The following is a 23,463-nucleotide window of genomic DNA, read 5'->3' as shown; positions in this document are numbered from 1 at the left end:
TAATATTTTCTTTTTTTATAAAATCAATAGTTATACAAAAAATCGTGCATGCCAACTCTGGTTTGCTGGTACTTCCCATTTTGTTTCAAAATCCTCTTTTGTATTTACCATATTATTAAACACGATTGTTTCTGCTATTATTTTTTTTTCTTTGACAAAATTTTGGAACTCTGGAAGTTTAACAATATTAATGTTATCTCCATCTTTAAAAGAAACATTCATTTTGTTCATTAAATCTAGCTCTAACTCTTTTTCTAACTCCTTTATAAAACGTACAGAAGCATCAATTGAACAACCTGAAACATTGTTGAAACCTTCATCTACTGCCAATATTAAAAACTGATTATATTTAATAGTAAATGACCCTTTTAAATCGTCTCCATGACGTGTCCAATTATCAATAAAAAGCAGTGCTTTTGCACTTATAAATTCTATTTCTTCTTGTGTAAACTCTCTATCTGACTGATACACCCAAATTCTTGCATTTTGGGGTAGTTTTTTATATTCTGTGAACATTTTTATTGTATTTGTTTTCGTACTATCTAAATTAAAAAACAACTGAGATAATTATTAAAAATAAATGTTAAAAGATTACCTTAAATTAAACTTCTGTTGTAGGGCTTGTAACTTTTCTTCATCGGTCATCATATTTTTGGGTGCCGACATTCGTTCTTTTATTTTTTTTAACACCTTTTTTGTGTACAAAGGAAAATCGGCATTTTGAATCCAAGTATTATACCCTGGGTTTTCTTTGAATACCTCTTCAACAGTTCTTCCTTTGTATTTTCCAAAAGAAAAGATTTCTTGATCTTTATCATTAAATAAGATAAACCCTGCAAAATCTGCTCTTTTTCCATGAGTTGAAAATTCACTCAATGCTTCTACTGAGTTTTCTAAATCTTCATATTTTTCAACCTGTGCTAATAAGATTTCATAGGTTGCATTCGTATCCGCTTCAGCACCATGCGCTCCTACTAACTCTTTTCCACAGTAAAATTGATACCCTGCACTTAATGTTCGTTGCTCTTTTTTATGAAAAATAGTTTGTACGTCTACCGCTTTACGATCATTCATGTTAAAATCAATTCCCGCTCGTAATAACTCTTCTGCTAATAAAGGAATATCAAATCGATTTGAATTAAACCCAGCTAAATCGGCATCTCCAATTAGTTCATTTATTTGTGGTGCTAACTCTTTAAAGGTTGGCTCAGTAACTACCTTTTCATTAGTAATTCCATGAATTTCTGAAGATTCTTTTGGTATTTCAATTTCTGGGTTTACCAACCATGTTTTACTTTCTTTATTTCCATTAGGAAACACTTTTAAGATAGATATTTCAACTACCCTATCTTTAGCGATGTTTATTCCTGTGGTTTCTAAATCAAAAAATACTATTGGTTTTGTTAAATTTAAATTCATTTTTTGTAGTGCTTAAAGACAATATTCTATTTACTTTACATATATCTATTATTGTCTTTTCTATGTATTATTCGTTCGTTAATTCTTTTTTAAATTCATCTATTTGGTCTAACACTTTCTTTGGCAGTGTAGGCTCTTTAAAATTATATTTTTCTAATTCTTTTTCTAATGCTTTTGCTACAATGTAACGTGCTGTAGGTTTATCATCTGCAGGTATTACATACCAAGGCGCATAACTTGTTGATGTTCTCTGTAACATATCTTCGTAACACTCTTGATATTTATCCCATAACTTTCGTTCTTCTAAATCACCCGCAGAAAATTTCCAATTCTTTTCAGGAATATTTAACCTACGTAATAACCTGTTTTTCTGTTCTTCTTTAGATACATTTAAAAAAAACTTTAAAATAATTGTTCCGTTTTCAGATATATGCCTCTCAAACTGATTAATACGTTCCATTCTACCATGATAAAATTCATCATTTAAATCATCAAGATTATTTACTGTGGGAATATTTTCGGCAAATATATATTCAGGATGCACTCTTGTAACCAAAACATTTTCATAATGTGTACGATTAAAAACTCCTATTTTTCCTTTAGCAGGCAAGGCTATATAATGACGCCATAAAAAATCGTGCTTTAACTCCAAGTCTGTTGGCACTTTAAAACTATGTACTACTACTCCACGTGCATTAACATCTTTAAAAACTTCGCGAATTAAGCTATCTTTACCTGCTGTATCCATTCCTTGTATACACAATAAAACACTATACTTACCTTCTGCATACATTGTGTCTTGCAAATCACTAATTTTTTTTCTTGCTTTTTTTAGTTTCTTCTTAGCATTTTCAACAACTTCTATAGTAGAAAATTCATTTAACTTTCTTTTTTTAGAAAATATGTAGGTATTTGTGTTCATCCGCTTTTTTTATAGCATAAAAGTACAAAAATATAGGCTTCTTCTATTGATTTTTTCTTGGTTATTATCAAATATTACAATTAAATCTAAAATATTTTTTTATTTATTTTTTTGAGCTTTACTTCCAAATAAACGACAAATGAATAAAACAATTATTATACAAGCAAGTTCCAAAAGTGTAGGAAACACGAATAAAGTTGCTAACTACCTCAACAACAACGAGTCTTTTGATTTTATTGATTTAAAAACAAAAAAAGTTGGTGTGTTTGAATATGATTTTAGTAATTCTGATGATGATTTCATTCCTCTTATAGAAGAAATTATTAGTAAATATGATACTCTTGTATTTGCTACTCCTGTATATTGGTACTCAATGAGCGCTACATTAAAAACATTTTTTGATAGACTTTCAGACTTACTTCATTACAAAAAAGATTTAGGAAGACAATTACGAGGTAAAAACATGGCTATGATTAGTAATTCTGGTGAAAACGATCTTAGAAGTGGGTTTGAAATGCCTTTTATTGAAAGTGCAAAATATTTAGGCATGAACTACCTTGGTAGTACTCATGCTTGGTTTACTGAAGACGGAAATGAAATTCACCCCGATGCTAAAGTTAAAATTAATGAGTTTAGAAAATTACTTACTCAATAAAACACTTAAAATCTTTTACTCGCTCTCTGCTTACAATTATTTCAGTATCATCGTAAGATTGCAACTTTAATTGTAAGCGTGAGTTAGTATATGAAACAATATCTTTTATCGCATTTATGTGTACTATAAATGTTCTATTTACTTTAAAAAAATACTCGGGATCTAACTCTTCTTGCCAATATTCTAAAGAGTTATCTATTAAATAATTTCTATTAGAAGATGTGTGAATATAGGTTGCTTTATTTTCTGAATAAAAACATTCGATATCTTCAGTATTAATTATTTTTAAATGTTGTCCTACTTTTATAGTAAATCGTTTTTTGTATTTTCTATCAACAGGGTTAATCAACAACTTACGAATGTCATCTATATTAACTTGTATATTACTTTGTATAGGTTGATGTTCTTTAAATTTATTTACTGCTATTGTTAACTCATCTTCATCTATCGGTTTTAAGAGATAATCTATAGAGTTTAACTTGAACGCTTTTAATGCATACTCGTCATAAGCCGTTGTAAAAATGATAGCTGATTTTACAGTTACTTCTTCAAAAATTTCGAATGATAATCCATCTGAAAGCTGAATGTCTAAAAAAATTAAATCGGGATGAGAATTGTTTTGAAACCAGTTAATCGATTCTTCTACCGAGTGCAACATTTGCTGAACTTCTATATCTAATTCAGCTAACATTCTACTTAACCTTCTTGCAGCTGGCTTTTCATCTTCAATAATTATAACATTCATAGTTTAGTTTGGTCTATTTTTAACAATTACTTATTCATGTATTCTTTAATCTTTCGCTCTTCCCATTTTTTTGAAAACAACTTACCTTTTGCAAAGACACTAAATCCGTGTAAAAATACGATAACTCCCCACCAAAAGAACAAATTATAGTTACTTATATCTAAGAAAGCATCCATAACAGATTCGTCTCTATAAACAATATCTTTATATATTCTTCTTCCTATAAAAACTAAGTTTATAAGCATGTAAACCACTAAATGTTTGTAAAACTTTTTAATTTCATCTACTCTTTTTTGAGCTCTTATATATTGTTGTTCTCTATTAATAGTTTCCATTTTCTTTCTTTTTTAGTTCATCTAGATACTCTTGTATTTTACGGTTCTCCCAATCTTTATTAAAAAACATATTGGTTCCAAATACTCCTAACCAATGAAAAAAGACTCCAATCCCCCAAAAAAACCAGGTGGCATATACACCAAAATTGCTTATTGCTTTGATAAAAGTTAACTTGTCCTCATTCATCAAGCCCATAATAGTTACGACTGAAATAAATATATTCACAATTATATATGCTGCCAAATGCCAATAAAATCCTTTTATTTTTTCTACTCTTTTTTTGGCTAATAAATATTTATGTTCTTCTTTATAATCATTTTCCATACTAATCTTTTTTATTTAGGTATTCGTTTATCTTTTTCTCCTCCCAATCTTTTCCAAGCCCTAAAATGTTAACACCAAAAACTAGCATCCAATGAATAAAAGTCACTAGTACTATTCCTATAACAGGAAACCAAAACCAATGATAATAAGGTGAAAACTTTAAATTTACTACTACAATGATTATTATTGAAACTATATTTACCAAAACATGAGCATAAAACCCTTTTACTTGCTTCACCTTTTTTTTGGCTTCCAAATACCTTTTTTCTTCTGTAAAATTATTTTCCATGATGTTTTTTTTCTAAAAATTCTTTAATTTTACGTTCTTCCCAATCTTTTCCTAAACCTATTTTATCAATTCCGAAAATTCCAAACCAATGAAAAAAGACACCAATTAACATTCCTATTATTGGGTAATAAAACCAATAATAACTTGGCACAAACTTTAAGTTTATAAAAATTAAAACTGGAATGATTAATACAGTGACTATAATATGAATGTAAAACCCTTTGATTTTCTCTACTCTCTTTTTTGCTTTTGCATATTTGTAAGCTGTTGTATATTCTTTTTCCATATTACTTATAATTTTTATCATCATCCATCAACTCCTTAATCTTGCGTTCTTCCCAGTTTTTCCCTAAGAATAAGTTATAACTATTTACTTCTAAATAATGAAAAATTAATCCTATCCCCCAGCCTATCATTGGAAACCAAAACCATTGAAATTTTGAATATGTTTTGAGGTTTATAAATATTAAAAAAGGAATAACTATACAATACGAGACTAAATTTTGATAAAACTCTTTTAGTTTCTCTACCTTTTCTACTGCTTTTACGTAACTGCTGTTTTCTAAGTTTTTTGTATCCATGATACTATTTTTTATATTAATTAACAGTGGTAAACACACTGTAAATGTTTTGTTTTTATTAATTATTTGAATGTTTCTATCGGTTATTAAACCGTAACGATCTGCTATATTTCTTAATCCTACTTTTGTACTTTTACCTATAGCCTCTTTCGGATTAACGTTGTTTTGAATTTTTAAAAAGCCATCTTCTTCATAAATACTTATTTCTAAAGGTTTAGTTGAAGAAACTACATTGTGTTTCACTGCATTTTCTAATAATAATTGAAGTGATAACGGCACTATTTTTAAATCTGAGTTACTTACTTCTTCCGGAATATTAAATTGTACAGCTTCTTCAAAACGCATTTGCAATAACTCCATATACGTCTTAGCAAATTGTAACTCCTCTTGAATAGGCACTAACTCTTTATTTCGTTGTTCTAATACATACCTATATACTTTAGATAGTTTTGTGGTAAACCTTTCTGCTTGCTTTGGGTTTTCACTAATTAAAGAGGTTAGTACATTTAAACTATTAAACAAAAAATGTGGATCTATCTGACTTTTTAACGTTTCAAACTTTGCTGTTTCAGTTTTAGCGACTATTTCATGCTGTGTAGTTTCTTGTTTTACAGATGCTTTCCAGTTAACCATAAAGTCTTTCGCGTGAAAAAATACAGCAATGGCCAATGAAAGTATAATTGCAAATAAATGCATCCATAAAAACTGCCCTTTAAAAAAGTTACCTATGTTGTTATTAAAAATAACAAAGTATTGTATATAATGAATTAGTAATACAGCTACTACTGTATAACTAATTGTTGCTATAATCCCTACCCAAACCCTTTGGTTGGTTTGCAAAACCCAGTCCCACTTTTTACTTAAATAACCATTAATAACTCCATTACCTAAGCCCAAAACAAAAGAATACATTGCAGAAAACAAAAACACTAACCCAGCTTCTTTTAATGTAAAAGCTTGATTTATTAAAGTAAAAACAGCACCAAAAATGATTGTAAGCTTTAAGCAAATCCAAATATCATTCTTCAAATTATTAAATATTTTTTTTACTGGTGTTTTCATTCTTTATGCTTGTTATATTTAAAAGGTTTACCTTCTTTATTCTAAAATTTAATATCGAAAGATACATTTTTATCTTTAACCAAAAACTTTGCTTCGTCAAACACAGGCGGTCCAAAACGTGATAATTTATTGTTTGATACTCCGTAATCTTCCAAAGGCATTCCATTAGGTTCAAAATCCATTCTATCGTTATCATTTACGTCATGAAAACAAATAATAGCATATTCTCCTTCTGGTACTTTTTCAAAAATTATAGTACTTTTTCCCTTTATTATTGCTGATTCTTTTGCCTGTAGTGGTTCTTTTCTAAAGTTCTCTTTAGTGTATAAGGGAAATTTTATTTTTCCTTTATCGGAAGTAACATTTACAACTGTGGCTGTAATTGTTTTGCTTTGAGCTGAAACCGTTTCAACTGTAAATAAAACTGCTATAACAAAAATGTGTATTAAGAATTTCATTGTGTTTATTTTTTATGGTTAATTATGACACAAATATTCATCGGAAACTCTATTTCTAAAATAAAAACAAACTGAATTGTATTATTTTTAGGATGAGTTGTAACAATTTGTATTTTTGAGCTACTTATAACATATCAACTCTACTAAACTTAGTGAAAAAAGAATTAGAAAATAAATTTTTAACTGATTTCGAAGCCAATCAAAACATTGTGCATAAGGTATGTAGGATTTACACTACTAACCAAAATGCACATAACGATTTGTTTCAAGAAATCACCATTCAGTTATGGAAAAACTATAGTAAATTTAGAGGAGATGCAAAGTTTAGCACTTGGATGTATCGAGTAGCATTGAATACTGCTATTTCTTTATATAGGAAGTCTACAAGAAGTATAAAAACACAAGATTTTACAGATTATTCTTTTAAAATTAAAGCAGAAGAATATGATGATACTGAAGAAGTACAGTTAAAAGCTTTGTATGGTGCAATTCGTAAATTAAATGATATTGATAAGGCTCTGATTTTTTTATACTTAGAAGACAAACCCTATAAAGAAATCTCTGAAACTTTAGGTATAAGTGAAGTAAATGCTCGTGTGAAAATGAACAGAGCTAAAGATAAATTAAAAAAAGTATTAAACCCATAATTATAAATGGATTTAGATTTAGATAAATATAAAAAGGCTTGGGGTAACCAATCAGAAGAAACAGATAAAGTTTCTAAAATTGATATCTATAGAATGGCACATTCCAAGTCATCTTCAATCGTAAAATGGATTTTTATTATTGGAATTTTAGAGTTTATTTTCTTGAATTCTTTCTATTTTATTTTTGATATGGAAGAAGCTTATGAAGAATATAAAAAGCTTGGTTTATATAGCTTTATGATTTATTCACAATTCATCATCTACCCTGTACTACTCTATTTCTTAATTAAATTTTACCTTAATTATAAAAGCATTTCTGTTGTAGACTCTACTAAAACTTTAATGACAAAGATTATTAAAACTAGGAAAACTGTAAAGTACTACGTTATATTCAACTTATTGTATGTATTTATTTTTGGAATTATAGTTGCCATTGCATCATTAAAAACCCACCCAGAGTTTAACTCTAAGCAAGTTTTAATTTCAATAATTGTTACAGTGATAATGTTAATAATTATGCTTATAATTCTATGGTGCTTTTATCAACTCTTGTATGGAATATTACTAAGAAAACTAAACAAAAACTACAAAGAGTTAGCTAAACTCGAAAAGTTAAATTAAAAAACACTAATTTTTTATAAACTTCTCTTAACGTTTTATGATGACTATTTATTATATTAGCTGAGTTAACTATTTACTTATGAGTAGATTATTTTTTTTTAGCTTTTTTATTTATTCTACTATAGCTTTTACTCAAGAAGATAATTTTTGGAAAAATGTTCGTTTTGGTGGGGATGTTAGCTTTGGTTTTGGCTCAAACAATACGACTCTTGCTATATCTCCAGCTGCTGTTTATGATTTTAACGAATCTTTTTCTATAGGTATAGGAATTGGTTATGCCTATAATAAGAATGAAGGTTTAAGTTCTAATATTATTACACCTAAAGTAATTACACTATTTAGACCTATTAGAGAAGTTGAGTTTTCTGCCGATTTACAGCAAATGTACGTTAACACTAACATTAATGGTATCTCGAAGAGACACAACTACCCCGCTTTAAATATTGGAGCTTCTTATAGAATAGGTGCTGTTTCTTTAGGTGTGCAATACGATGTTTTACATAAAGAAGACAGAAGCGTGTACGCTTCTGCTTTCTCACCTATTGTAAGGGTTTTCTTTTAAGAATAGTTGTTTAATACTCCTAACAAAACATTTAACATTTCATCCGTAAAGTCTAAATGTGTTACAATGCGTATTTTCCCTTCCCCCATAGAAATTAGCAAAATACCTTTATCTGCCATTTTTTTTATAAAATCATCTGGATTTATAGAATCGTTTACATAAAAAATAACAATATTCGTTTCAATAGGTTCCACTTTAGTCACATACCAACATTTTTCTAAAACTTCTCCTATCTCTTTTGCTTTTTGATGATCTGTTGCTAAACGCTCTACTTGACTGTCCAAAGCATAAATTCCTGCGGCTGCTAAAAACCCAGCTTGTCTCATTCCTCCACCGAACAACTTACGTACACGTAACGCTTTTTCTATATGTGCCTTACTCCCCACTAATACTGAACCTACAGGAGCCCCCAATCCTTTCGACAAACAGATAGAAATCGTATCAAATAATTCTCCATACTGTTTTGGAGTTTCATTTTTAGCTACTAAAGCATTAAATAAACGTGCTCCATCAAGATGGTAAGCTAAATCATTTGTTTTAGCTACTTTTTGAATTTTTTGTAATTCTTCAAAATCCCAACAAGCACCTCCACCTTTATTCGTGGTATTTTCAACACAAACTAATCTACTATATGGTGTATGAATATCATTTCTTCCTCCTACTAAACTCTTTAATTGTACTGCAGTAAACATACCTCTATTACCATCAATTAAACAAGAGGTTACCCCTGCATTAAAAGCAGCTCCACCTCCCTCATAGTTATATACATGCGCCCATTTATCACAAAACATTCTATCACCAGGTTGTGTGTGGATTTTTATCGCAGTTTGATTTGCCATGGTTCCCGAAGGAAAAAACAACGCAGCTTCCATTCCAAACAGATCCGCTACTTTTTCTTGTAACAAATTAACTGTCGGATCTGCTTTAAAAACATCATCTCCTACTTTAGCACTCATCATTGCCTCCAACATTCCTTGAGTTGGCTTAGTTACAGTATCACTTATTAAGTTTATTTCCATTTCTAACTACGATTTATAAAATGTATTTTTGCATCTATGATTACACACGAACAGCTTAAAAATATCGCTGAACGAATTGGCAAGTTAAAAGGATATTTAGAAATTGACAAGAAGTTAATTGAAATTTCAAATGAAGAAGAAAAAACAGCAAACCCTGACTTTTGGAATAATCCTAAAGAGGCTGAAACTGTTATGAAATCGCTTCGTTTTAAAAAGAAATGGGTAGAAGATTATAATACTGTTGTAGCAATGAACGACGATTTAGTAGTCTTATACGATTTTTATAAAGAAGGTGATATTGAGGATAGCGAAGTTGAAGAACAATTTGAAAGAACAGCTACTTTTTTAGAAGATATTGAGTTTAAAAACATGCTGTCGGAAGAAGGTGACAATTTAAGTGCTACCATACAAATAACCGCAGGTGCTGGAGGTACAGAAAGTTGTGATTGGGCAGAAATGCTTACCCGAATGTACACTATGTGGGCAGAAAAACAAGGATTTAAAATTAAAACACTGAACTATCAAGAAGGTGATGTAGCCGGTATAAAAACCGTTACTTTAGAATTTGAAGGTGATTATGCTTTCGGGTGGTTAAAAGGTGAAAATGGCGTGCATCGTTTGGTGCGTATTTCTCCTTTTGATAGCAATGCAAAACGTCATACCTCATTTGCTTCTGTATATGTATATCCTGTTGCTGATGATTCTATCGAAGTTGAAGTAAACCCTGCCGATATTGAAATTACTACAGCTCGTTCTAGCGGTGCTGGTGGACAAAATGTAAATAAGGTTGAAACTAAGGTTCAATTATTACATAAGCCAACCGGGATTCAAATTCAATGTTCAAACTCACGTTCTCAGCACGATAACAGAGCTACAGCAATGCAAATGTTAAAATCGCAATTATACGAAATTGAATTACAAAAACGACTAGCTGCTCGTGAAGAAATAGAAGCTAATAAAATGAAAAATGAATGGGGAAGCCAAATTCGGAACTATGTAATGCATCCATATAAATTAGTAAAAGATGTTCGTACAGCTCATGAAACAGGAAATGTAGATGCTGTTATGGATGGGAATATTAATCCGTTTTTAAAGGCTTATTTAATGATGATGGGACAAAAAGAAGACTAGGAATTAGGAACATTTGTTTTTTCAATTTACAAACAAATAAACCTTTAAACTTTGTAAACTAACAATAAAATGATAAAAATATACCATAATCCACGTTGTTCTAAATCGAGACAAGGTTTAGAAATTTTAGAAAACTCTGGAAAGGAATTTGAAATTGTAAAATATTTAGACAACACTCCTTCCGAAAAAGAATTAAAAGAAGTTATTCGTTTATTAAATATTTCTCCGATTGATTTAGTTCGTAAAAATGAAAAAATTTGGAAAGATGAATATAAAGGAAAAGAACTATCAGATTCTGAAGTCATTAAAGCAATGATTGAAAACCCTAAGTTGATAGAACGTCCTATTGTTATTAAAGGTAATAAAGCTGTTATTGGACGACCGCCGTAAATTATCAAAGAAGTTATATAAACCATTCAAAAACTCTCAATAATTTGGGAGTTTTTTTTATTTTTTCAGAAATCTAGACTCAAGAAAACCAAGCCCGTAACCATAAAACTGAGTGATGGTTGTAATAATACTCAAAAAAGCTACTTGCAAGTTTTTATTTTGTAATAGAGAATCTAAAAAGATCCCCGTAAAATAAACTCCATAAAAAACTAACAACTGCCAATACCCAAAGAATACTACTATAATCGCAAAATCAATTCCAATAATAAATAAACTCGGAAACCAATAAGTTAACTTTGCTGTTTCAGGGTACTTTTTATTTAAAATAGGTCTTGCAGTACCAAAAGCAAATGTTTGTTTAAAAAACTGTTTAATAGTACTTCTACGCTTATGATATACAAAAGCCTTTTCTATTAATTGTGTTTCAAAACCTTTCTTCCATAGGCGAAAGGTTAAATCGATGTCTTCTCCCGCTTTCATTTTAGAAAAGCCATTTGTTTTTTCAAAAGCAGTTTTTGACAAACCAAGGTTAAAGCTTCGAGGTTGGAATTTTCCTACAGCTTTTTTCTTTCCTCTAATACCTCCAGTGGTTAGCACCGAAGTCATTGAATAATTAATAGCTTTTTGTAAAGCTGTAAAATTAGGATGAGCTGCATCTGAACCTCCAAAGGCATCAGTATAATTCTCTTCTAATGCTTTTTTTACTTCAGAAAGATATTGAGATGGAACAATTACATCAGAATCTAAAATAATAAAATAATTTCCTGAGGCTCTCTGCATTCCATAGTTACGACTTGCCCCTGCTCCACTATTTTCTTTATAAAAATAGTTTAGATTGAGTTTTGACCTATACTTATTTACAATCTCTTCAGATGAATTTTCTGAACCATCTTCAACAATTAATACCTCAAAATCATCTTTCAAGTCTTGTTTTGTTAAGCTTTCTAACAACTCATCAATTTCTTGCGGTCGGTTGTAAACAGGTATTATTATTGAAAACTGTATATCCACTACACTAAAGCTGCTTGTTTAATTTGTTTAGCTATACCATCCCAGAGTTGTATTCTTTTTCGCAAAGATTCTTTAGCATAATATAATGCGTCATTCCATTTTTGTTCATCATTTCCACATAACTCTTCTATCATTTGTAATGATAATGGTCCATGTTCATCACCGTCTAACTCAATATGTCTATTAAGATAATACGTAAGTTTACTGTATGAACTCCCTTCTTTCTCTTCCGTATTTTTTACAATTTCTAAAAACATATCTGGTATTACATCTTCTCTTCCAAAAGTAAAACTAGATGCAATAATATGTGGTTGTTTTGTTTTAATAATTTCAAAAGAAAAATTTACAAAATCTTTAACTTCTTCAATAATTGAACAGTTTTCCAGAGCTTGGTCAACAGGTTTACCATCAAGGATATCTGAAATAAAACTTGAAATTTCAGAAACACTTCCTCCTGCTTGACGCATCGCATCAATATACATTTCAAAGTGACTCTTAGGTTCTCCTAACTCATTAATATCAGTTTCTTCACCTAACACAATTTCATTAATAAAACGAGCTGTTTTAATATTTACAGCAGGTAACCAAGGCAAATTTACACAAGTAAGTTCTCGTTGTAATGCCTTTAACAACGACATAAAGTCCCACACAGCAAACACATGCGATTCCATAAATAATTTTACATCGTTTATATCATTTAACGAATTATATAGCTCATGTTCTTTAAGCTGTTTTCTTAAGGGTTTTAATTCCTTTACTATGTGTAAAATATTGCTCATTTATAACTGTCAATAAAAAATGCAAATCTAACGATTTGCATTTAATTATATATTCTTTCAGTACCTTTCGACTACGCTCAAGGCACAAGTTAATTTACTCTTCAGTAAATCTTTCCATTACAGCATCACTCACTCCCATATTAGAAAACCCTCCATCGTGGAATAAATTTTGTAAGGTTACTTTCTTTGTTAAATCTGAGAATAATGAAATCGTATAGTCTGCACACTCTAACGCTGTAGCGTTTCCTAATGGAGACATTTTTTCAGCATATGAAATAAATCCATCAAATCCTTTTACTCCTTGACCTGCAGTCGTTGGCGTTGGTGATTGAGAAATTGTGTTTACACGTACTTTATGATCTCTTCCAAAGAAGTACCCAAAACTACGTGCAATGCTTTCTAAATACGCTTTGTTATCAGCCATATCATTGTAATCTGGGAATACACGTTGTGCTGCCATATACGTTAATGCAACAATACTCCCCCATTCGTTCATGGCTTGCTTGTTATATAAAACGTTCATTACTTTATGAAAAGACACCGCTGAAACGTCCCATCCTTTCGTAGTAAAATCGTATTTAGAATCTGTATAATGACGCCCTTTACGTACATTAACTGACATACCGATAGAGTGTAAAACAAAATCGATTTTACCTCCTAAAATTTCCATAGACTTTTCAACTAAATTGTTTAAGTCATCCATAGAAGTCGCATCAGCTGGAATAATTTCTGATCCTGTTTTCGCTGCTAAATCTTTAATACCTCCCATACGCATTGCAATAGGTGCATTAGTTAACACAAATTCTGCTCCTTCTTCGTGAGCACGTTCAGCTACTTTCCATGCAATAGAATTCTCATCTAATGCCCCAAAAATAATTCCTTTTTTTCCTTTTAATAAATTATACATATTTAAAATATTTTAGTCTATCGTTGTTTGTTCTAAAAGCAAATATACTCTTAATTTAATAATTCTTTTGCATGCGTTAAAGCGCTTTCAGAAACATCTTTTCCACTTAACATTTCTGCTATTTCTCTAATGCGTTCGTCGTCTGACAGTAACTTTAAGTTAGAGGTTGTTACTCCTTTTTCTTCGCCTTTAAACACTTTATAATGCTGTACTCCTTTTGAAGCTATTTGAGGTAAATGCGTAATGGTTATTACCTGCATATGAGTACTCATATCTTGCATTATTTTTGCAATTTTATTAGATACTTCTCCTGAAACACCTGTGTCAATTTCATCAAAAATAATCGTTGGTAATTGTATGTTTTCTGATAATATTTTTTTGATAGATAACATGATTCGAGATAATTCACCTCCAGAAGCAACTTTCTTTAACTCTCCAAAATTGCCTCCTTTATTTGCTGAAAATAAGAACTGTAAATTATCTTTCCCGTTTGATAAGTATTCTTCTGACGGTAGTAATTCAATAGTAAAACGAGCATTTGGCATTCCTAACTCTGATAAAAGGTATTCTAACTCTTTTTTCAACTTTGGAATTACTTTATTTCTAGATGTCGTAATCATTTTTGCTACGTCATCTAACTTCTTAGCCACCTCTTTAATTTCTACTTCTTTTTGAGCCACGACTCCCCCTGCATCTTCAACTTGTGCTACTTTTTCAGATAATGATGTATGCATTTCTTGTAATTCACTTATAGTTGATACTGAATGTTTCTTTTGAAGATTGTAAATAAGTTGCAACCTATCATTTAGTTCTTCTATTTCATTCGGATTAAATTCAACTTCTTCATTCGCACTTTCTAACTCAGTAACTACATCATCTAACTCAATTTTCACGCTTGTTACGCGATTCGCTAACTCTTCATATTGCTTAGAAAAAGAACTAATTTTTTGCAGTTTACTCTCTAAAGAGTTTAGCAACGTTTGAATTCCTATTTCTTCATTAATCGCAACACCTAAAGCTTCAGATAAATTTAATTTTATTTCTTCAATATTATTTAATTTATCTAACTTTTCTTCTAAAGCTTCTTGCTCTCCTTCTTTTAAATTAGCCTCTTCAAACTCATTAAACAGGTGTAAATTATACTCGTATTGTTCTTTCGATTTCTCAGTTTCTTCTTGAAGTACTTTCAGCTCTTTTCGTAATTTGTTATACGTACGCAAACCTCTTTTATACGATGCTATTTTAGCCTGATTTTTTGCCAAGGCATCAATAACAGAGAATTGAAAAGATACATCAGACAACTGCATGGTTTGATGTTGCGAATGAATATCAATGAGCTTTGTTTTCAAAGCATTTAACACCGATAATGTAACCGGCGTATCGTTAACAAAAGCTCTTGATTTCCCAGATGGTAAAATTTCTCTTCGAATTATGGTTTCCTGCTCATAGTCAAGATCTAATTCTTCAAACAATTCTTGTAAAGCATATCCTTCAACAGAAAATTGAGCCTCAATAACACATTTTTTTTCTGTGTCTTTTAAAGCAGCTAAGTCGGCACGATTCCCCATTACTAGCCCTAAAGCACCTAATAAAATGGATTTTCCTGCTCCAGTTTCACCTGTTATAATAGATAAACCGTTTGTAAAATCAATCGTTAACTGATTGATTAATGCGTAATTATGTATAGATAAATGTGTAAGCAAATTCTATTCTTTAGAGTGAATAAAAGTAAGGATTTTGAATGAATTAAGTCTAACCAAAACAAAGGAAGTCTATTGATTTTTCAACAGCTTATAAACGTTACATTTAAGACCTTTATAATAAATCTTATTTTACTGAAGATTCTTCCATTTGTCTTTATAAGTAGGAGCAATTTTATTTAAAACCGTTATCATTTGCGATTCATTTCTTGAAGGAGTTCCATCGGAAAACACATTCACTATTTCGTCTCCTTTTGCATCTAAGAAAACACGGATCATATAATTACCAATAGTAATATTGTGTAACTTATCTAAATCTAAAACACTTTTTTCAATTGCTTCTTTAGCCGAATTCTTGTTATCTGCAAAATTATCGAAACCATTACGGTGATAATTGTAATAAATACTACGTAAAGCGCTAAACTTTGAAGACAGTAAATTATCTATCAAAGCAAAACGATTTTGTTTTCCTACTTGATTTTGCCAACCAGACTCTCCATTAGATTGCGCCAACAACATAATATTTTCTGCTTGTTTCAAATAGCTTTCTCCTCCTTTTAAAGCAAAAGTATCTGCGTCAACGCCTAAAATTGCATATATATAAAAAGCAATTGTTGAAATTAAGTTCGACTCGTAAACTGTTGGGTTATAAATTAACGGATCAAACTCATTGTAACGAAAATTAAAGTTTGTATCATTAATATTTAAAACAGGTGTAGCGTATGTTGAGTTATATACAGGTCTTGTTGATTGCACTTGTAAACTTGCTGAAAAATTACTCCCGTTTTGCTCGTTTATTATAATATTAAATGCACAATTAATTCGTTCTTGTTGTTTAATGTTTCTATTCGTCCATTGTTTATCATTAATAAACTCCGTTAGTGCTTTTTGTAACGTTTGGTAAACTTGCTTATTACTACTCTGTATTTTATCTGAATTGATAATTACAGTAGCGTTCAGCTCTTGTGAATAAGAAGAAAAAGTAACTGAAAGAAGAAAAACTATAAAGAAAAACTTATGCATTTAATTTTTGTATTATTTCGTTAACGATATCTTTTGACACTGCTGTTTTCGACTTTAATCCGAATGATTTCTCATTAAAATCAGTATCAATAATTGTAATTTTATTGGTATCGGTCGCAAAACCGGCACCTTTATCACGTAACGAATTTAATACAATAAAATCTAAATTTTTGCGTGTAAGCTTACTTTTTGCGTTTTGTACCTCATCGTTCGTTTCTAGGGCAAACCCAACTAACAACTGATTTTTCTTAATTTCTCCTAGAGATTTTAAAATATCTTTAGTAGGTTCTAACTCAATACTTAACGCTGCTTCTTTCTTTTTTATTTTTTGAGTAGCTACATTTTTTGGTCGATAGTCTGAAACTGCTGCCGATAATACAGCTATATCTACCTCAGTAAAGTACTTATGACAGGCTTCATACATATCTTGCGCTGATTTTACATCTATTCTATTAATAAATGAATGATTTACTTGCTGATGTGATGGACCTGCTACTAAAAACACCTCAGCTCCTAAATTAGCTGCCGTTTTGGCTATTTCAAACCCCATTTTACCAGAAGAATGATTTCCAATAAAACGTACTGGATCTATTGCTTCATAGGTTGGTCCTGCAGTAATTAGCATCTTTTTCCCACGAAGTGGTAATTTAGATACGATATCTTTTTCTATAAAATCAACAATATCTTCTGGTTCTGCCATACGACCTTCACCAACCAATCCGCTTGCTAATTCACCAGAAGTAGCAGGAATTAAGATATTACCAAAACTTTGTAAGCTTTCTAAACTGTTTTTTGTTGACGGATGTTGATACATGTCTAAATCCATCGCAGGTGCAAAATATACTGGACATTTAGCTGACAAATAGGTTGCTAATAATAAGTTATCGCAGGTACCACTGGTCATTTTAGACAAGGTATTTGCTGTAGCTGGAGCAATTATCATTATATCTGCCCACAAACCTAAATCTACATGATTATTCCATAATTCATTTTCATCTTCTTTATCATAAAAAGTAGAATGAACTGGATTTTTTGATAAGGTGGAAAGTGTAAGAGGTGTTATAAAATCTTTAGACGCAGGAGTCATAATTACTTTGACTTCTGCGCCTGATTTTATAAATAAGCGAACTAAGTTCGCTGTTTTGTATGCCGCTATACCGGCGGTAACACCAAGTAAAACTTTTTTACCGCTTAGTACAGACATATTATTTTGTCTCTGGAGTTCTATAATATACCTTGCCTTCTAACCACTCTTCTACAGCAATAGCGTGTGGTTTAGGTAAACGCTCATAAAATTTAGAAACTTCGATTTGCTCTTTGTTTTCAAAAACTTCTTCTAAACTATCGTTATAAGTAGCAAACTCATCTAACTTATCAACTAATTCCTTTTTTAAATCAGAATTAACTTGTGTAGCTCTCTTTGCTATGATAGAAATAGCTTCATAAATATTATGCGTTGGAGCCTCAATAGCTTCTTTGTTATAAGTTATAGTACTTAACGGCGCTTTCGTTTCTTTATAATCCATTTTTTAACTTTTAGCTAATTGTTCTTGTTCTTTGTTTAATGCTGCTAGCATTTCATTAGATTCTTCCATGAATTTTGATTCTGGAAAATTCCTTTTTAGTTTTTCGTATGCTTTGATAGCATCTTTAATCCTTTCTGCTTTTCTTCTCTGTCTACTTTTAACAGCTAAATCATGAGCTGCTTTTAAACGATAGTATAATGCTTCTTCTTTATACTTCGTTCCTAAATAATCTTCTAATAAGTTATCAAAGGCAACGATTGCCGCTTTGTAATTTCTAGGGTCATATTCTGCAGTTCTATAATATGTTTTTGCTATTTCAAAAGATTTCTTTTCAAGTTTAGCTCTTAACTCAGCATGATACTTGTTAGCTTCTTCTAATTTATTTGAATCAGGGTAGCTATCTATAAATTTTTGAAAGGCTTCTAATGCTTTGTTTGTATCGGTTGGATCTAAACTAAAGCCTGGAGCTGCTTTGTAATAACTTAACGCTGATAAAAAAGCGGCTTCTTCTCTCTTTGAACTTTTAGGATAGTTTCCCGTAAATCTATTAAAGTAATATCCTGCTAACCCGTAATTTTTCTCATTAAAGTTAGATTGAGAAACCATAAATTGAATACGCTCCATTTGAGGTTTACCTCTGTATGAAGGTGTTATTTTTTCAAACAAACGTAAGGCTTTACTGTACTTTTGAGCTTCGTACATTTTTACAGCCATTTTGTATTGGTCTTCTACAGTTCCTTTATTCAATACTTTTTGATACTCTCCGCATGAAGAAAGTACTAAAAGCATTACAGCAATATACGCTAGATTTTTCATTTTTTGCATCTGGCAAAATTAATAATTATTAATATAATAGAAAACAATAAACTATTAAAATAAAAGTTCACCTTAAAAAGGTGAACTTTTAACACTTATTTAATACAAGTTTTAGTTTTTATTAATGTGAACATTCTTTCCAGTAACAATCACCACTACCAACGCTCTTACAATAACTTCCAAATTGAGGACATTGTGAATCTGAAGAACAGTTAGATTCTGGACACAATACACCATCACCACCATCTGTAGGGTAACTTAATCCACCTATTATATCTTTTTGATAGCTTTTTGTTAAAAGAGTAACTCCTTCTAAATTTAAAATTTCTTTTTTCATTTATAAAATATTTTGATAATTAAACTAGTACGCTAATGTAGTAAAAAAATAACTTTATAAATAAGAAAAAACTTAAATGTTTGTTAATCTTATTCCTGTGTTCCAGAAGCAGATTGAGCTACTATTTGCTTTACATCATTATCAAATAAATATAAACCTCCTTTATCATCTCCAATTAGGTTAATTTTATCTAAAATGTTACGAGCCAATGCTTCTTCTTCTATTTGCTCAGATACATACCACTGTAAAAAATTATGGGTTGCATAATCCTTTTCTTGTAGCGTAATATGTACTAAATCGTTTATTGATTTAGATACCATTACCTCATGATCAAACAATGTTTGGAACATATCTTTAAAAGACCCAAACTTTGCTGGAGGTTCTTTTAAGTCAGAAACACGTGCATGTCCACCACGTTCGTTTACGAATTTCACTAACTTTAACATGTGCATACGCTCTTCATCAGAATGGGCATACATAAATTGTGCTACTCCTTCAAACCCTTGAACTTCTGCCCAACATGCCATTGCTAAATATACTTGTGATGACTCTGCTTCTACTCTTATTTGATCGTTTAATGATTGCTCTATTACTTTTGATAACATATTTTTCTTTTTAAAAAATTACTCTTTATACAAAGATGCTAAAAAAAGACTACAATAACGAAATTGTAGCCTTTTGCATTCTTTATTTTTGTTTAGACAGCTTATAGATTATCTATAAAATCTGATATTTTTGTTTGTAGTTCTTCTGATGCTGTTACCAACGGTAAGCGTACTTCATCTAAACAGATTCCTAATTTTTGTAATACCGCTTTAATTCCTGCTGGGTTATTTTCTTCAAAAATAAGATCTACTACATCCATAAGCTTATAGTGAAGTGCGTAAGCTTCTTTTGCTTTTCCTTCTAATCCTAATTGAATCATTTTTGAAAACTCTTTTGGTAATGCTTGTCCTATTACAGAAATAACTCCTGCTCCACCTGCTAAAGTTACTCCAACAGCTAAATCATCATCACCAGAAATTACTAAAAAGTCTTCAGGTTTATCTTTTAACAACTCATAGTATTGTTGTTGGTTATTTCCCGCCTCTTTTACTGCAACAATATTTTCAAAATCTCTTGCCAATCGTAAGGTTGTTGCGGGTTCCATATTTTTTGCTGTCCTACCAGGAACATTATACATAATAATTGGTTTAGGACTCGCTAAAGAAATTGCCTTGTAATGCTGATAAAATCCTTCTTGCGTTGGTTTACTATAATAAGGAGCAACGGATAAAATTCCGTCTATTTCAGATAAATCTAAAGATTGTAATTCTTCAACAACTGTTTGTGTATTATTACTTCCAACTCCTAAAACTAACGGTAAACGCCCTTTATTTTCTGTAGCAATTACTTTGATTATTTCAATTTTTTCTTCTTTAGTAATTGTAGCACTTTCTCCAGTAGTTCCATTTATTACTAAATAGTTTGTACCGTTTTCAATATTATAATTTACTAACTTTTTAAGTGCTTCAAAATCTACACTTAAATCTTCATTGAAAGGAGTTACTAAAGCTACTCCAGTTCCTACAAACTTTTGCATTATATTTTATTTAAAATCGTTAGGTATTTTTTTAATTCTTGATTTAAAACTGCTTCGTTAAAACTAGTGTCAGACACTACTATATCGTACAGCCTGTCATCAATTTCAGCAAAACCAGCTTTAAAATCTGCTTGCGACAACAAAGTTACCATATTCGTTAATAAGTTTGATGTTTTTGTATAGTTTATGAGTAGGTCATATTTGTTTTTAACGAAATCTTTTAAATTGTCGGAATTTAAACTCGCTTTAAAACCAAATTCTTTTTCGGTAAAAAACTCTGGAGAGGGCTCCTCCTTTTTTGAGTACTCTTTACAAACTAGTACTCTTATGTCTGTTTTTTGAAAAGGAAAAATGTTTGTTAAGTTGGCTATTACTACATTTACTAAAGCTTCATTATCTAGCAAGATTGCTACACTTTTAACTTTGGTTTCTTTCTGTGGAATATTCTCTTTTTTTACAACTAGTTTGTCGTATACTTTCTGAATAGATTTTTTCTTTAGGGTACTTATCATCTGTAAAAATTACGAGTAGCTAATTTATATTATTTCTCATCAATTTCTAATAATAAAAATTGATTTAACTGTCTTCCATACAATTGAAAGTTATCGTCAGCTACTAAGATTAACGATTTGTTTCCGTTTTGCAATCTTGGACCAAAAGTAATCGCTTCAATATTGTCTATAATTCCGTCTGTTAACTGATTTTCAACAGTACTAAAATCTAACAACAGTTCTTTTTTAAACGGTATATATTCTTCATTTTTTAAAGACTGAATTTCCAATGTGTTTGTTGAAGCTTTATCAATAGTTGCTTTAAATATTCTAACTACATTTCCATGGCTACCATATCCACTTTGATATGCTCTTTCAATTATAAAAAAATTATTTTTTTGATATTCTAAAATAGCGGTCGTTCCGTTCAGGTTTATGTTTCCTTTAGCTGGTTTATCAATCTTTTCTAATTGATAGGCGAACTGTTTCGTTGCTTTTTTTGATTCGTTATCATAATAGGTAATTCTGATAGGAGATTGTGTTTCACTAAATGTTGGCTCTTCTCCATCCATTGCTAAAGGAGCTTCCATTGCTACCCAAAAACCTTTTCCATCAAAACTTTTCGAAGAGCCTTCAAAAATTCCATTATGTTTTGGTTTTGCTTCTGATGTTGCTTTGAAATAACTAGGTATTTCTACCTCTTGTTTAAAGTTTCCTTTTATGTCTATTTCAAATATACTTGGGTCTTTTTTATATTGAATAGAACCTTCACTCGTTAAATTAATTGTTCCATTATCAACAAAAATAGATTCTAAATCTAATACATGACTTTTAGTAAACTGACTGATAGTATCGACAACGATAACTTTTTCAAAGTCTACAGATTGAATCGAATCATTTTCAATAGAAATATTACCTATTAAAATTCTTGGATTAGTAGCATCGTCAACTACCATGTAGTAATTATTATTGTAAAAATCAATCCCTGAAACCCCACCAATTACAGTATTATTAATAACTAAAGAATCATTTATCACACATTCATCTAAAAACTTAAGTGATATTTTTTGTTGTTTACAAGCTAACAAACCAAAAACCGACAGGGCAAGTACTATTTTTTTCATACCTACAAAAGTATTGTTTTTAGTTTATGTAAGCATTAAAAAATGCAACGTCTAATTCAATAGATTTAGTTAATTATGAAAAAATATATTCTTTTAATTTTAAAATTGATAGCTGCGATTATAATGCTTCAAACGTTATTTTTTAAATTTACTGGAGCTCAAGAAAGTATTGCTTTATTTACTAAAATAGCTGGAAATAATGAAGCTTACATGCGAATAGGCACTGGTGTTTTTGAACTAATTGCTTCTATACTTTTATTTACCCCTAACAGAACCTCGTTGGGTGCTTTGTTAACTATAGGTTTAATGGCAGGAGCAATTATGAGTCATTTAACCATTTTAGGTATCGAACATAATGGAGATAGTGGCACTTTGTTTATAAGCGCAACCGTAACTTTTATCTCAGGAATAATTTTATTGATTTTCTATAGAAAAAACATCCCGATAGTTGGAAACAAACTATAACTTTACAATACAGAAAAGGACAGCTTTAGAACTGTCCTTTTTTTGATTAATTTACTCCTATAAATATTTCTACTTCAGCATTTGTTGGGTCAGATGCTTTTGCCCCGTAAACTTCATAATCGGAAGTATAAGCTCTGTTAATATCCTCTTCCCAAATCTCTAGCCATTTGTCATAAACCACACCCTCAGTTAAATTACCTTGTGCTACATATGTTTTATAGTTTGGCGCTTCAATTTTTTTACTCACAAACCCTTCTGGGACATTATCTACCTCGTTTACTTTGTAACCAATGATTGTTGTATATGGTTTCGTATGGTCTGACTCATAATCGGTATACACAGCATAGATTTCATTGGAAGATTTATTCGGGATTTTATTGGCTATGTTTTCAGACATAAATCGTTGCCATAAAGCAGGGATATCTTTTGCTGCTTGCTGATTCTCGTTAGTAGTTCTTACTGAAACTCCTACTACGTAAAACGTTTTTTTTTGTTCTGTACTCATCTTTTGTTTTTAAATTTTCAACAAAAGTAAAACCCC

Annotated in this window: 32 protein-coding genes; 7 read left to right on the top strand and 25 right to left on the bottom strand. The window is 30.5% G+C overall.

What is annotated here, in order from left to right:
* Positions 1-30 precede the first annotated feature (30 nt).
* The 3 genes from MK851_RS10495 to MK851_RS10485 all read right to left on the bottom strand — a co-directional run bounded on the left by MK851_RS10495 (position 31) and on the right by MK851_RS10485 (position 2,341).
* Positions 31-516 (bottom strand): ABC transporter ATPase, encoded by a 486-nt coding sequence (locus MK851_RS10495; protein WP_320243736.1) that lies wholly within the window; start codon positions 514-516, stop codon positions 31-33.
* A 75-nt stretch (positions 517-591) separates the two neighbouring features.
* A complete protein-coding gene (locus tag MK851_RS10490) occupies positions 592-1,419 on the bottom strand; it encodes a 3'-5' exonuclease (protein ID WP_303508891.1) in 828 nt (275 codons plus the stop codon).
* 67 nt (positions 1,420-1,486) lie between these two features.
* Positions 1,487-2,341, bottom strand: a complete 855-nt coding sequence (locus MK851_RS10485; protein WP_320243733.1) for a PPK2 family polyphosphate kinase — start codon at positions 2,339-2,341, stop codon at positions 1,487-1,489.
* Between the two features lie 139 nt (positions 2,342-2,480).
* Between MK851_RS10485 and MK851_RS10480 the strand changes: the two genes are divergently transcribed.
* Positions 2,481-2,996: a flavodoxin family protein gene (locus tag MK851_RS10480; protein WP_320243730.1), complete on the top strand. Its 516-nt coding sequence runs from the start codon at positions 2,481-2,483 to the stop codon at positions 2,994-2,996.
* Here the strand turns inward: MK851_RS10480 and MK851_RS10475 are convergent.
* From MK851_RS10475 to MK851_RS10445, 7 genes are read right to left on the bottom strand one after another with little or no spacing between them, the layout of a single operon-like run.
* Positions 2,986-3,741 carry a LytTR family DNA-binding domain-containing protein gene (locus MK851_RS10475; RefSeq protein WP_320243727.1) on the bottom strand — a complete coding sequence of 252 codons (756 nt, stop codon included), beginning with the start codon at positions 3,739-3,741 and terminating at the stop codon, positions 2,986-2,988. The genes MK851_RS10480 and MK851_RS10475 overlap by 11 nt on opposite strands.
* A gap of 26 nt (positions 3,742-3,767) precedes the next feature.
* Positions 3,768-4,076 carry a 2TM domain-containing protein gene (locus MK851_RS10470; RefSeq protein WP_320243725.1) on the bottom strand — a complete coding sequence of 103 codons (309 nt, stop codon included), beginning with the start codon at positions 4,074-4,076 and terminating at the stop codon, positions 3,768-3,770.
* Positions 4,063-4,401, bottom strand: coding sequence for a 2TM domain-containing protein (locus MK851_RS10465; protein ID WP_320243723.1), 339 nt, complete (start codon positions 4,399-4,401; stop codon positions 4,063-4,065). The genes MK851_RS10470 and MK851_RS10465 overlap by 14 nt, the downstream gene beginning before the upstream one ends.
* Before the next feature lies 1 nt (position 4,402).
* Positions 4,403-4,690, bottom strand: coding sequence for a 2TM domain-containing protein (locus tag MK851_RS10460; protein ID WP_303508873.1), 288 nt, complete (start codon positions 4,688-4,690; stop codon positions 4,403-4,405).
* Positions 4,680-4,976 carry a 2TM domain-containing protein gene (locus tag MK851_RS10455; RefSeq protein ID WP_303508871.1) on the bottom strand — a complete coding sequence of 99 codons (297 nt, stop codon included), beginning with the start codon at positions 4,974-4,976 and terminating at the stop codon, positions 4,680-4,682. Before MK851_RS10455 ends, MK851_RS10460 begins: the two co-directional genes overlap by 11 nt.
* Before the next feature lies 1 nt (position 4,977).
* Positions 4,978-6,333 carry a 2TM domain-containing protein gene (locus MK851_RS10450; RefSeq protein ID WP_320243720.1) on the bottom strand — a complete coding sequence of 452 codons (1,356 nt, stop codon included), beginning with the start codon at positions 6,331-6,333 and terminating at the stop codon, positions 4,978-4,980.
* Between the two features lie 41 nt (positions 6,334-6,374).
* The gene (locus tag MK851_RS10445) at positions 6,375-6,791 is read right to left on the bottom strand and encodes a DUF2141 domain-containing protein (protein WP_320243718.1); all 417 of its coding nucleotides are present in this window, start codon (positions 6,789-6,791) and stop codon (positions 6,375-6,377) included.
* Positions 6,792-6,943: 152 nt separating this feature from the next.
* Between MK851_RS10445 and MK851_RS10440 the strand changes: the two genes are divergently transcribed.
* The 3 genes from MK851_RS10440 (at position 6,944) to MK851_RS10430 (ending at position 8,621) form a co-directional block, all read left to right on the top strand.
* Positions 6,944-7,438: an RNA polymerase sigma factor gene (locus MK851_RS10440; protein WP_115901137.1), complete on the top strand. Its 495-nt coding sequence runs from the start codon at positions 6,944-6,946 to the stop codon at positions 7,436-7,438.
* 6 nt (positions 7,439-7,444) lie between these two features.
* Positions 7,445-8,059, top strand: a complete 615-nt coding sequence (locus MK851_RS10435) for a hypothetical protein (protein ID WP_303508861.1) — start codon at positions 7,445-7,447, stop codon at positions 8,057-8,059.
* Between the two features lie 79 nt (positions 8,060-8,138).
* Positions 8,139-8,621: a hypothetical protein gene (locus tag MK851_RS10430; protein WP_303508858.1), complete on the top strand. Its 483-nt coding sequence runs from the start codon at positions 8,139-8,141 to the stop codon at positions 8,619-8,621.
* Here the strand turns inward: MK851_RS10430 and MK851_RS10425 are convergent.
* Positions 8,618-9,640 carry a threonine aldolase family protein gene (locus MK851_RS10425; protein WP_303508855.1) on the bottom strand — a complete coding sequence of 341 codons (1,023 nt, stop codon included), beginning with the start codon at positions 9,638-9,640 and terminating at the stop codon, positions 8,618-8,620. The genes MK851_RS10430 and MK851_RS10425 overlap by 4 nt on opposite strands.
* Before the next feature lie 36 nt (positions 9,641-9,676).
* Here MK851_RS10425 and prfB point away from each other — a divergent pair, with 36 nt between their 5' ends.
* Both prfB and arsC read left to right on the top strand, forming a co-directional pair.
* Positions 9,677-10,771 (top strand): peptide chain release factor 2, encoded by a 1,095-nt coding sequence (prfB, locus tag MK851_RS10420; RefSeq protein WP_303508853.1) that lies wholly within the window; start codon positions 9,677-9,679, stop codon positions 10,769-10,771.
* A 69-nt stretch (positions 10,772-10,840) separates the two neighbouring features.
* Positions 10,841-11,161 carry an arsenate reductase (glutaredoxin) gene (gene arsC / locus MK851_RS10415; protein ID WP_320243713.1) on the top strand — a complete coding sequence of 107 codons (321 nt, stop codon included), beginning with the start codon at positions 10,841-10,843 and terminating at the stop codon, positions 11,159-11,161.
* Between the two features lie 57 nt (positions 11,162-11,218).
* Here the strand turns inward: arsC and MK851_RS10410 are convergent, their stop codons facing one another.
* The 13 genes from MK851_RS10410 to MK851_RS10350 form a co-directional block, all read right to left on the bottom strand.
* A complete protein-coding gene (locus MK851_RS10410) occupies positions 11,219-12,166 on the bottom strand; it encodes a glycosyltransferase (RefSeq protein WP_320243794.1) in 948 nt (315 codons plus the stop codon).
* Positions 12,167-12,171: 5 nt separating this feature from the next.
* Positions 12,172-12,951 carry a DUF3050 domain-containing protein gene (locus tag MK851_RS10405; RefSeq protein ID WP_303508848.1) on the bottom strand — a complete coding sequence of 260 codons (780 nt, stop codon included), beginning with the start codon at positions 12,949-12,951 and terminating at the stop codon, positions 12,172-12,174.
* A gap of 94 nt (positions 12,952-13,045) precedes the next feature.
* The gene (locus tag MK851_RS10400) at positions 13,046-13,858 is read right to left on the bottom strand and encodes an enoyl-ACP reductase (RefSeq protein WP_099216418.1); all 813 of its coding nucleotides are present in this window, start codon (positions 13,856-13,858) and stop codon (positions 13,046-13,048) included.
* A gap of 50 nt (positions 13,859-13,908) precedes the next feature.
* A complete protein-coding gene (gene recN, locus MK851_RS10395; protein WP_320243708.1) occupies positions 13,909-15,561 on the bottom strand; it encodes a DNA repair protein RecN in 1,653 nt (550 codons plus the stop codon).
* A 129-nt stretch (positions 15,562-15,690) separates the two neighbouring features.
* Entirely contained in the window at positions 15,691-16,581 is an 891-nt protein-coding gene (locus MK851_RS10390) for a DUF4835 family protein (RefSeq protein WP_320243706.1), read from the bottom strand.
* Positions 16,574-17,785: a bifunctional phosphopantothenoylcysteine decarboxylase/phosphopantothenate--cysteine ligase CoaBC gene (coaBC, locus tag MK851_RS10385; RefSeq protein WP_320243704.1), complete on the bottom strand. Its 1,212-nt coding sequence runs from the start codon at positions 17,783-17,785 to the stop codon at positions 16,574-16,576. The genes MK851_RS10390 and coaBC overlap by 8 nt, the downstream gene beginning before the upstream one ends.
* A 1-nt stretch (position 17,786) precedes the next feature.
* Positions 17,787-18,107, bottom strand: coding sequence for a DNA-directed RNA polymerase subunit omega (locus tag MK851_RS10380; protein ID WP_115901149.1), 321 nt, complete (start codon positions 18,105-18,107; stop codon positions 17,787-17,789).
* A 3-nt stretch (positions 18,108-18,110) separates the two neighbouring features.
* Entirely contained in the window at positions 18,111-18,923 is an 813-nt protein-coding gene (locus MK851_RS10375; protein ID WP_245939461.1) for an outer membrane protein assembly factor BamD, read from the bottom strand.
* Positions 18,924-19,044: 121 nt separating this feature from the next.
* The gene (locus MK851_RS10370) at positions 19,045-19,260 is read right to left on the bottom strand and encodes a hypothetical protein (RefSeq protein WP_115901151.1); all 216 of its coding nucleotides are present in this window, start codon (positions 19,258-19,260) and stop codon (positions 19,045-19,047) included.
* Between the two features lie 89 nt (positions 19,261-19,349).
* On the bottom strand, positions 19,350-19,865 hold the full coding sequence (locus MK851_RS10365; protein WP_115901152.1) for a ferritin: 516 nt from the start codon (positions 19,863-19,865) through the stop codon (positions 19,350-19,352).
* A gap of 101 nt (positions 19,866-19,966) precedes the next feature.
* Positions 19,967-20,842, bottom strand: a complete 876-nt coding sequence (gene dapA / locus MK851_RS10360; protein ID WP_320243701.1) for a 4-hydroxy-tetrahydrodipicolinate synthase — start codon at positions 20,840-20,842, stop codon at positions 19,967-19,969.
* Positions 20,842-21,354, bottom strand: coding sequence for a DUF6913 domain-containing protein (locus MK851_RS10355; RefSeq protein ID WP_320243700.1), 513 nt, complete (start codon positions 21,352-21,354; stop codon positions 20,842-20,844). Before MK851_RS10355 ends, dapA begins: the two co-directional genes overlap by 1 nt.
* 29 nt (positions 21,355-21,383) lie before the next feature.
* Positions 21,384-22,457, bottom strand: a complete 1,074-nt coding sequence (locus MK851_RS10350; RefSeq protein WP_320243698.1) for an esterase-like activity of phytase family protein — start codon at positions 22,455-22,457, stop codon at positions 21,384-21,386.
* A 75-nt stretch (positions 22,458-22,532) separates the two neighbouring features.
* Between MK851_RS10350 and MK851_RS10345 the strand changes: the two genes are divergently transcribed.
* Entirely contained in the window at positions 22,533-22,922 is a 390-nt protein-coding gene (locus MK851_RS10345) for a DoxX family membrane protein (RefSeq protein WP_320243696.1), read from the top strand.
* A 46-nt stretch (positions 22,923-22,968) separates the two neighbouring features.
* Here the strand turns inward: MK851_RS10345 and MK851_RS10340 are convergent, their stop codons facing one another.
* A complete protein-coding gene (locus MK851_RS10340) occupies positions 22,969-23,427 on the bottom strand; it encodes a GyrI-like domain-containing protein (RefSeq protein WP_303508813.1) in 459 nt (152 codons plus the stop codon).
* Positions 23,428-23,463: the final 36 nt, after the last annotated feature.

This window comes from Tenacibaculum sp. 1B UA (genome assembly GCF_033978845.1).
GTDB lineage: Bacteria > Bacteroidota > Bacteroidia > Flavobacteriales > Flavobacteriaceae > Polaribacter.
Note: the sequence above shows the minus strand (reverse complement) of the source record. Positions and strands in the feature narration are given on the sequence as shown.

Excerpts from the sequence above, each read along its gene's own strand:
- MK851_RS10345 (WP_320243696.1), top strand. The coding sequence starts at position 22,533 with ATGAAAAAATATATTCTTTTAATTTTAAAATTGATAGCTGCGATTATA.
- dapA (WP_320243701.1), bottom strand. The coding sequence starts at position 20,842 with ATGCAAAAGTTTGTAGGAACTGGAGTAGCTTTAGTAACTCCTTTCAAT.
- arsC (WP_320243713.1), top strand. The coding sequence starts at position 10,841 with ATGATAAAAATATACCATAATCCACGTTGTTCTAAATCGAGACAAGGT.
- MK851_RS10375 (WP_245939461.1), bottom strand. The coding sequence starts at position 18,923 with ATGAAAAATCTAGCGTATATTGCTGTAATGCTTTTAGTACTTTCTTCA.
- MK851_RS10465 (WP_320243723.1), bottom strand. The coding sequence starts at position 4,401 with ATGGAAAATGATTATAAAGAAGAACATAAATATTTATTAGCCAAAAAA.
- MK851_RS10390 (WP_320243706.1), bottom strand. The coding sequence starts at position 16,581 with ATGCATAAGTTTTTCTTTATAGTTTTTCTTCTTTCAGTTACTTTTTCT.
- MK851_RS10425 (WP_303508855.1), bottom strand. The coding sequence starts at position 9,640 with ATGGAAATAAACTTAATAAGTGATACTGTAACTAAGCCAACTCAAGGA.
- MK851_RS10365 (WP_115901152.1), bottom strand. The coding sequence starts at position 19,865 with ATGTTATCAAAAGTAATAGAGCAATCATTAAACGATCAAATAAGAGTA.
- MK851_RS10495 (WP_320243736.1), bottom strand. The coding sequence starts at position 516 with ATGTTCACAGAATATAAAAAACTACCCCAAAATGCAAGAATTTGGGTG.
- MK851_RS10470 (WP_320243725.1), bottom strand. The coding sequence starts at position 4,076 with ATGGAAACTATTAATAGAGAACAACAATATATAAGAGCTCAAAAAAGA.
- MK851_RS10430 (WP_303508858.1), top strand. The coding sequence starts at position 8,139 with ATGAGTAGATTATTTTTTTTTAGCTTTTTTATTTATTCTACTATAGCT.
- MK851_RS10485 (WP_320243733.1), bottom strand. The coding sequence starts at position 2,341 with ATGAACACAAATACCTACATATTTTCTAAAAAAAGAAAGTTAAATGAA.
- MK851_RS10445 (WP_320243718.1), bottom strand. The coding sequence starts at position 6,791 with ATGAAATTCTTAATACACATTTTTGTTATAGCAGTTTTATTTACAGTT.
- coaBC (WP_320243704.1), bottom strand. The coding sequence starts at position 17,785 with ATGTCTGTACTAAGCGGTAAAAAAGTTTTACTTGGTGTTACCGCCGGT.
- MK851_RS10450 (WP_320243720.1), bottom strand. The coding sequence starts at position 6,333 with ATGAAAACACCAGTAAAAAAAATATTTAATAATTTGAAGAATGATATT.
- MK851_RS10355 (WP_320243700.1), bottom strand. The coding sequence starts at position 21,354 with ATGATAAGTACCCTAAAGAAAAAATCTATTCAGAAAGTATACGACAAA.
- MK851_RS10405 (WP_303508848.1), bottom strand. The coding sequence starts at position 12,951 with ATGAGCAATATTTTACACATAGTAAAGGAATTAAAACCCTTAAGAAAA.
- MK851_RS10460 (WP_303508873.1), bottom strand. The coding sequence starts at position 4,690 with ATGGAAAATAATTTTACAGAAGAAAAAAGGTATTTGGAAGCCAAAAAA.
- MK851_RS10475 (WP_320243727.1), bottom strand. The coding sequence starts at position 3,741 with ATGAATGTTATAATTATTGAAGATGAAAAGCCAGCTGCAAGAAGGTTA.
- MK851_RS10370 (WP_115901151.1), bottom strand. The coding sequence starts at position 19,260 with ATGAAAAAAGAAATTTTAAATTTAGAAGGAGTTACTCTTTTAACAAAA.
- MK851_RS10400 (WP_099216418.1), bottom strand. The coding sequence starts at position 13,858 with ATGTATAATTTATTAAAAGGAAAAAAAGGAATTATTTTTGGGGCATTA.
- MK851_RS10380 (WP_115901149.1), bottom strand. The coding sequence starts at position 18,107 with ATGGATTATAAAGAAACGAAAGCGCCGTTAAGTACTATAACTTATAAC.
- MK851_RS10490 (WP_303508891.1), bottom strand. The coding sequence starts at position 1,419 with ATGAATTTAAATTTAACAAAACCAATAGTATTTTTTGATTTAGAAACC.
- MK851_RS10455 (WP_303508871.1), bottom strand. The coding sequence starts at position 4,976 with ATGGAAAAAGAATATACAACAGCTTACAAATATGCAAAAGCAAAAAAG.
- prfB (WP_303508853.1), top strand. The coding sequence starts at position 9,677 with ATGATTACACACGAACAGCTTAAAAATATCGCTGAACGAATTGGCAAG.
- MK851_RS10340 (WP_303508813.1), bottom strand. The coding sequence starts at position 23,427 with ATGAGTACAGAACAAAAAAAAACGTTTTACGTAGTAGGAGTTTCAGTA.
- MK851_RS10350 (WP_320243698.1), bottom strand. The coding sequence starts at position 22,457 with ATGAAAAAAATAGTACTTGCCCTGTCGGTTTTTGGTTTGTTAGCTTGT.
- MK851_RS10435 (WP_303508861.1), top strand. The coding sequence starts at position 7,445 with ATGGATTTAGATTTAGATAAATATAAAAAGGCTTGGGGTAACCAATCA.
- MK851_RS10480 (WP_320243730.1), top strand. The coding sequence starts at position 2,481 with ATGAATAAAACAATTATTATACAAGCAAGTTCCAAAAGTGTAGGAAAC.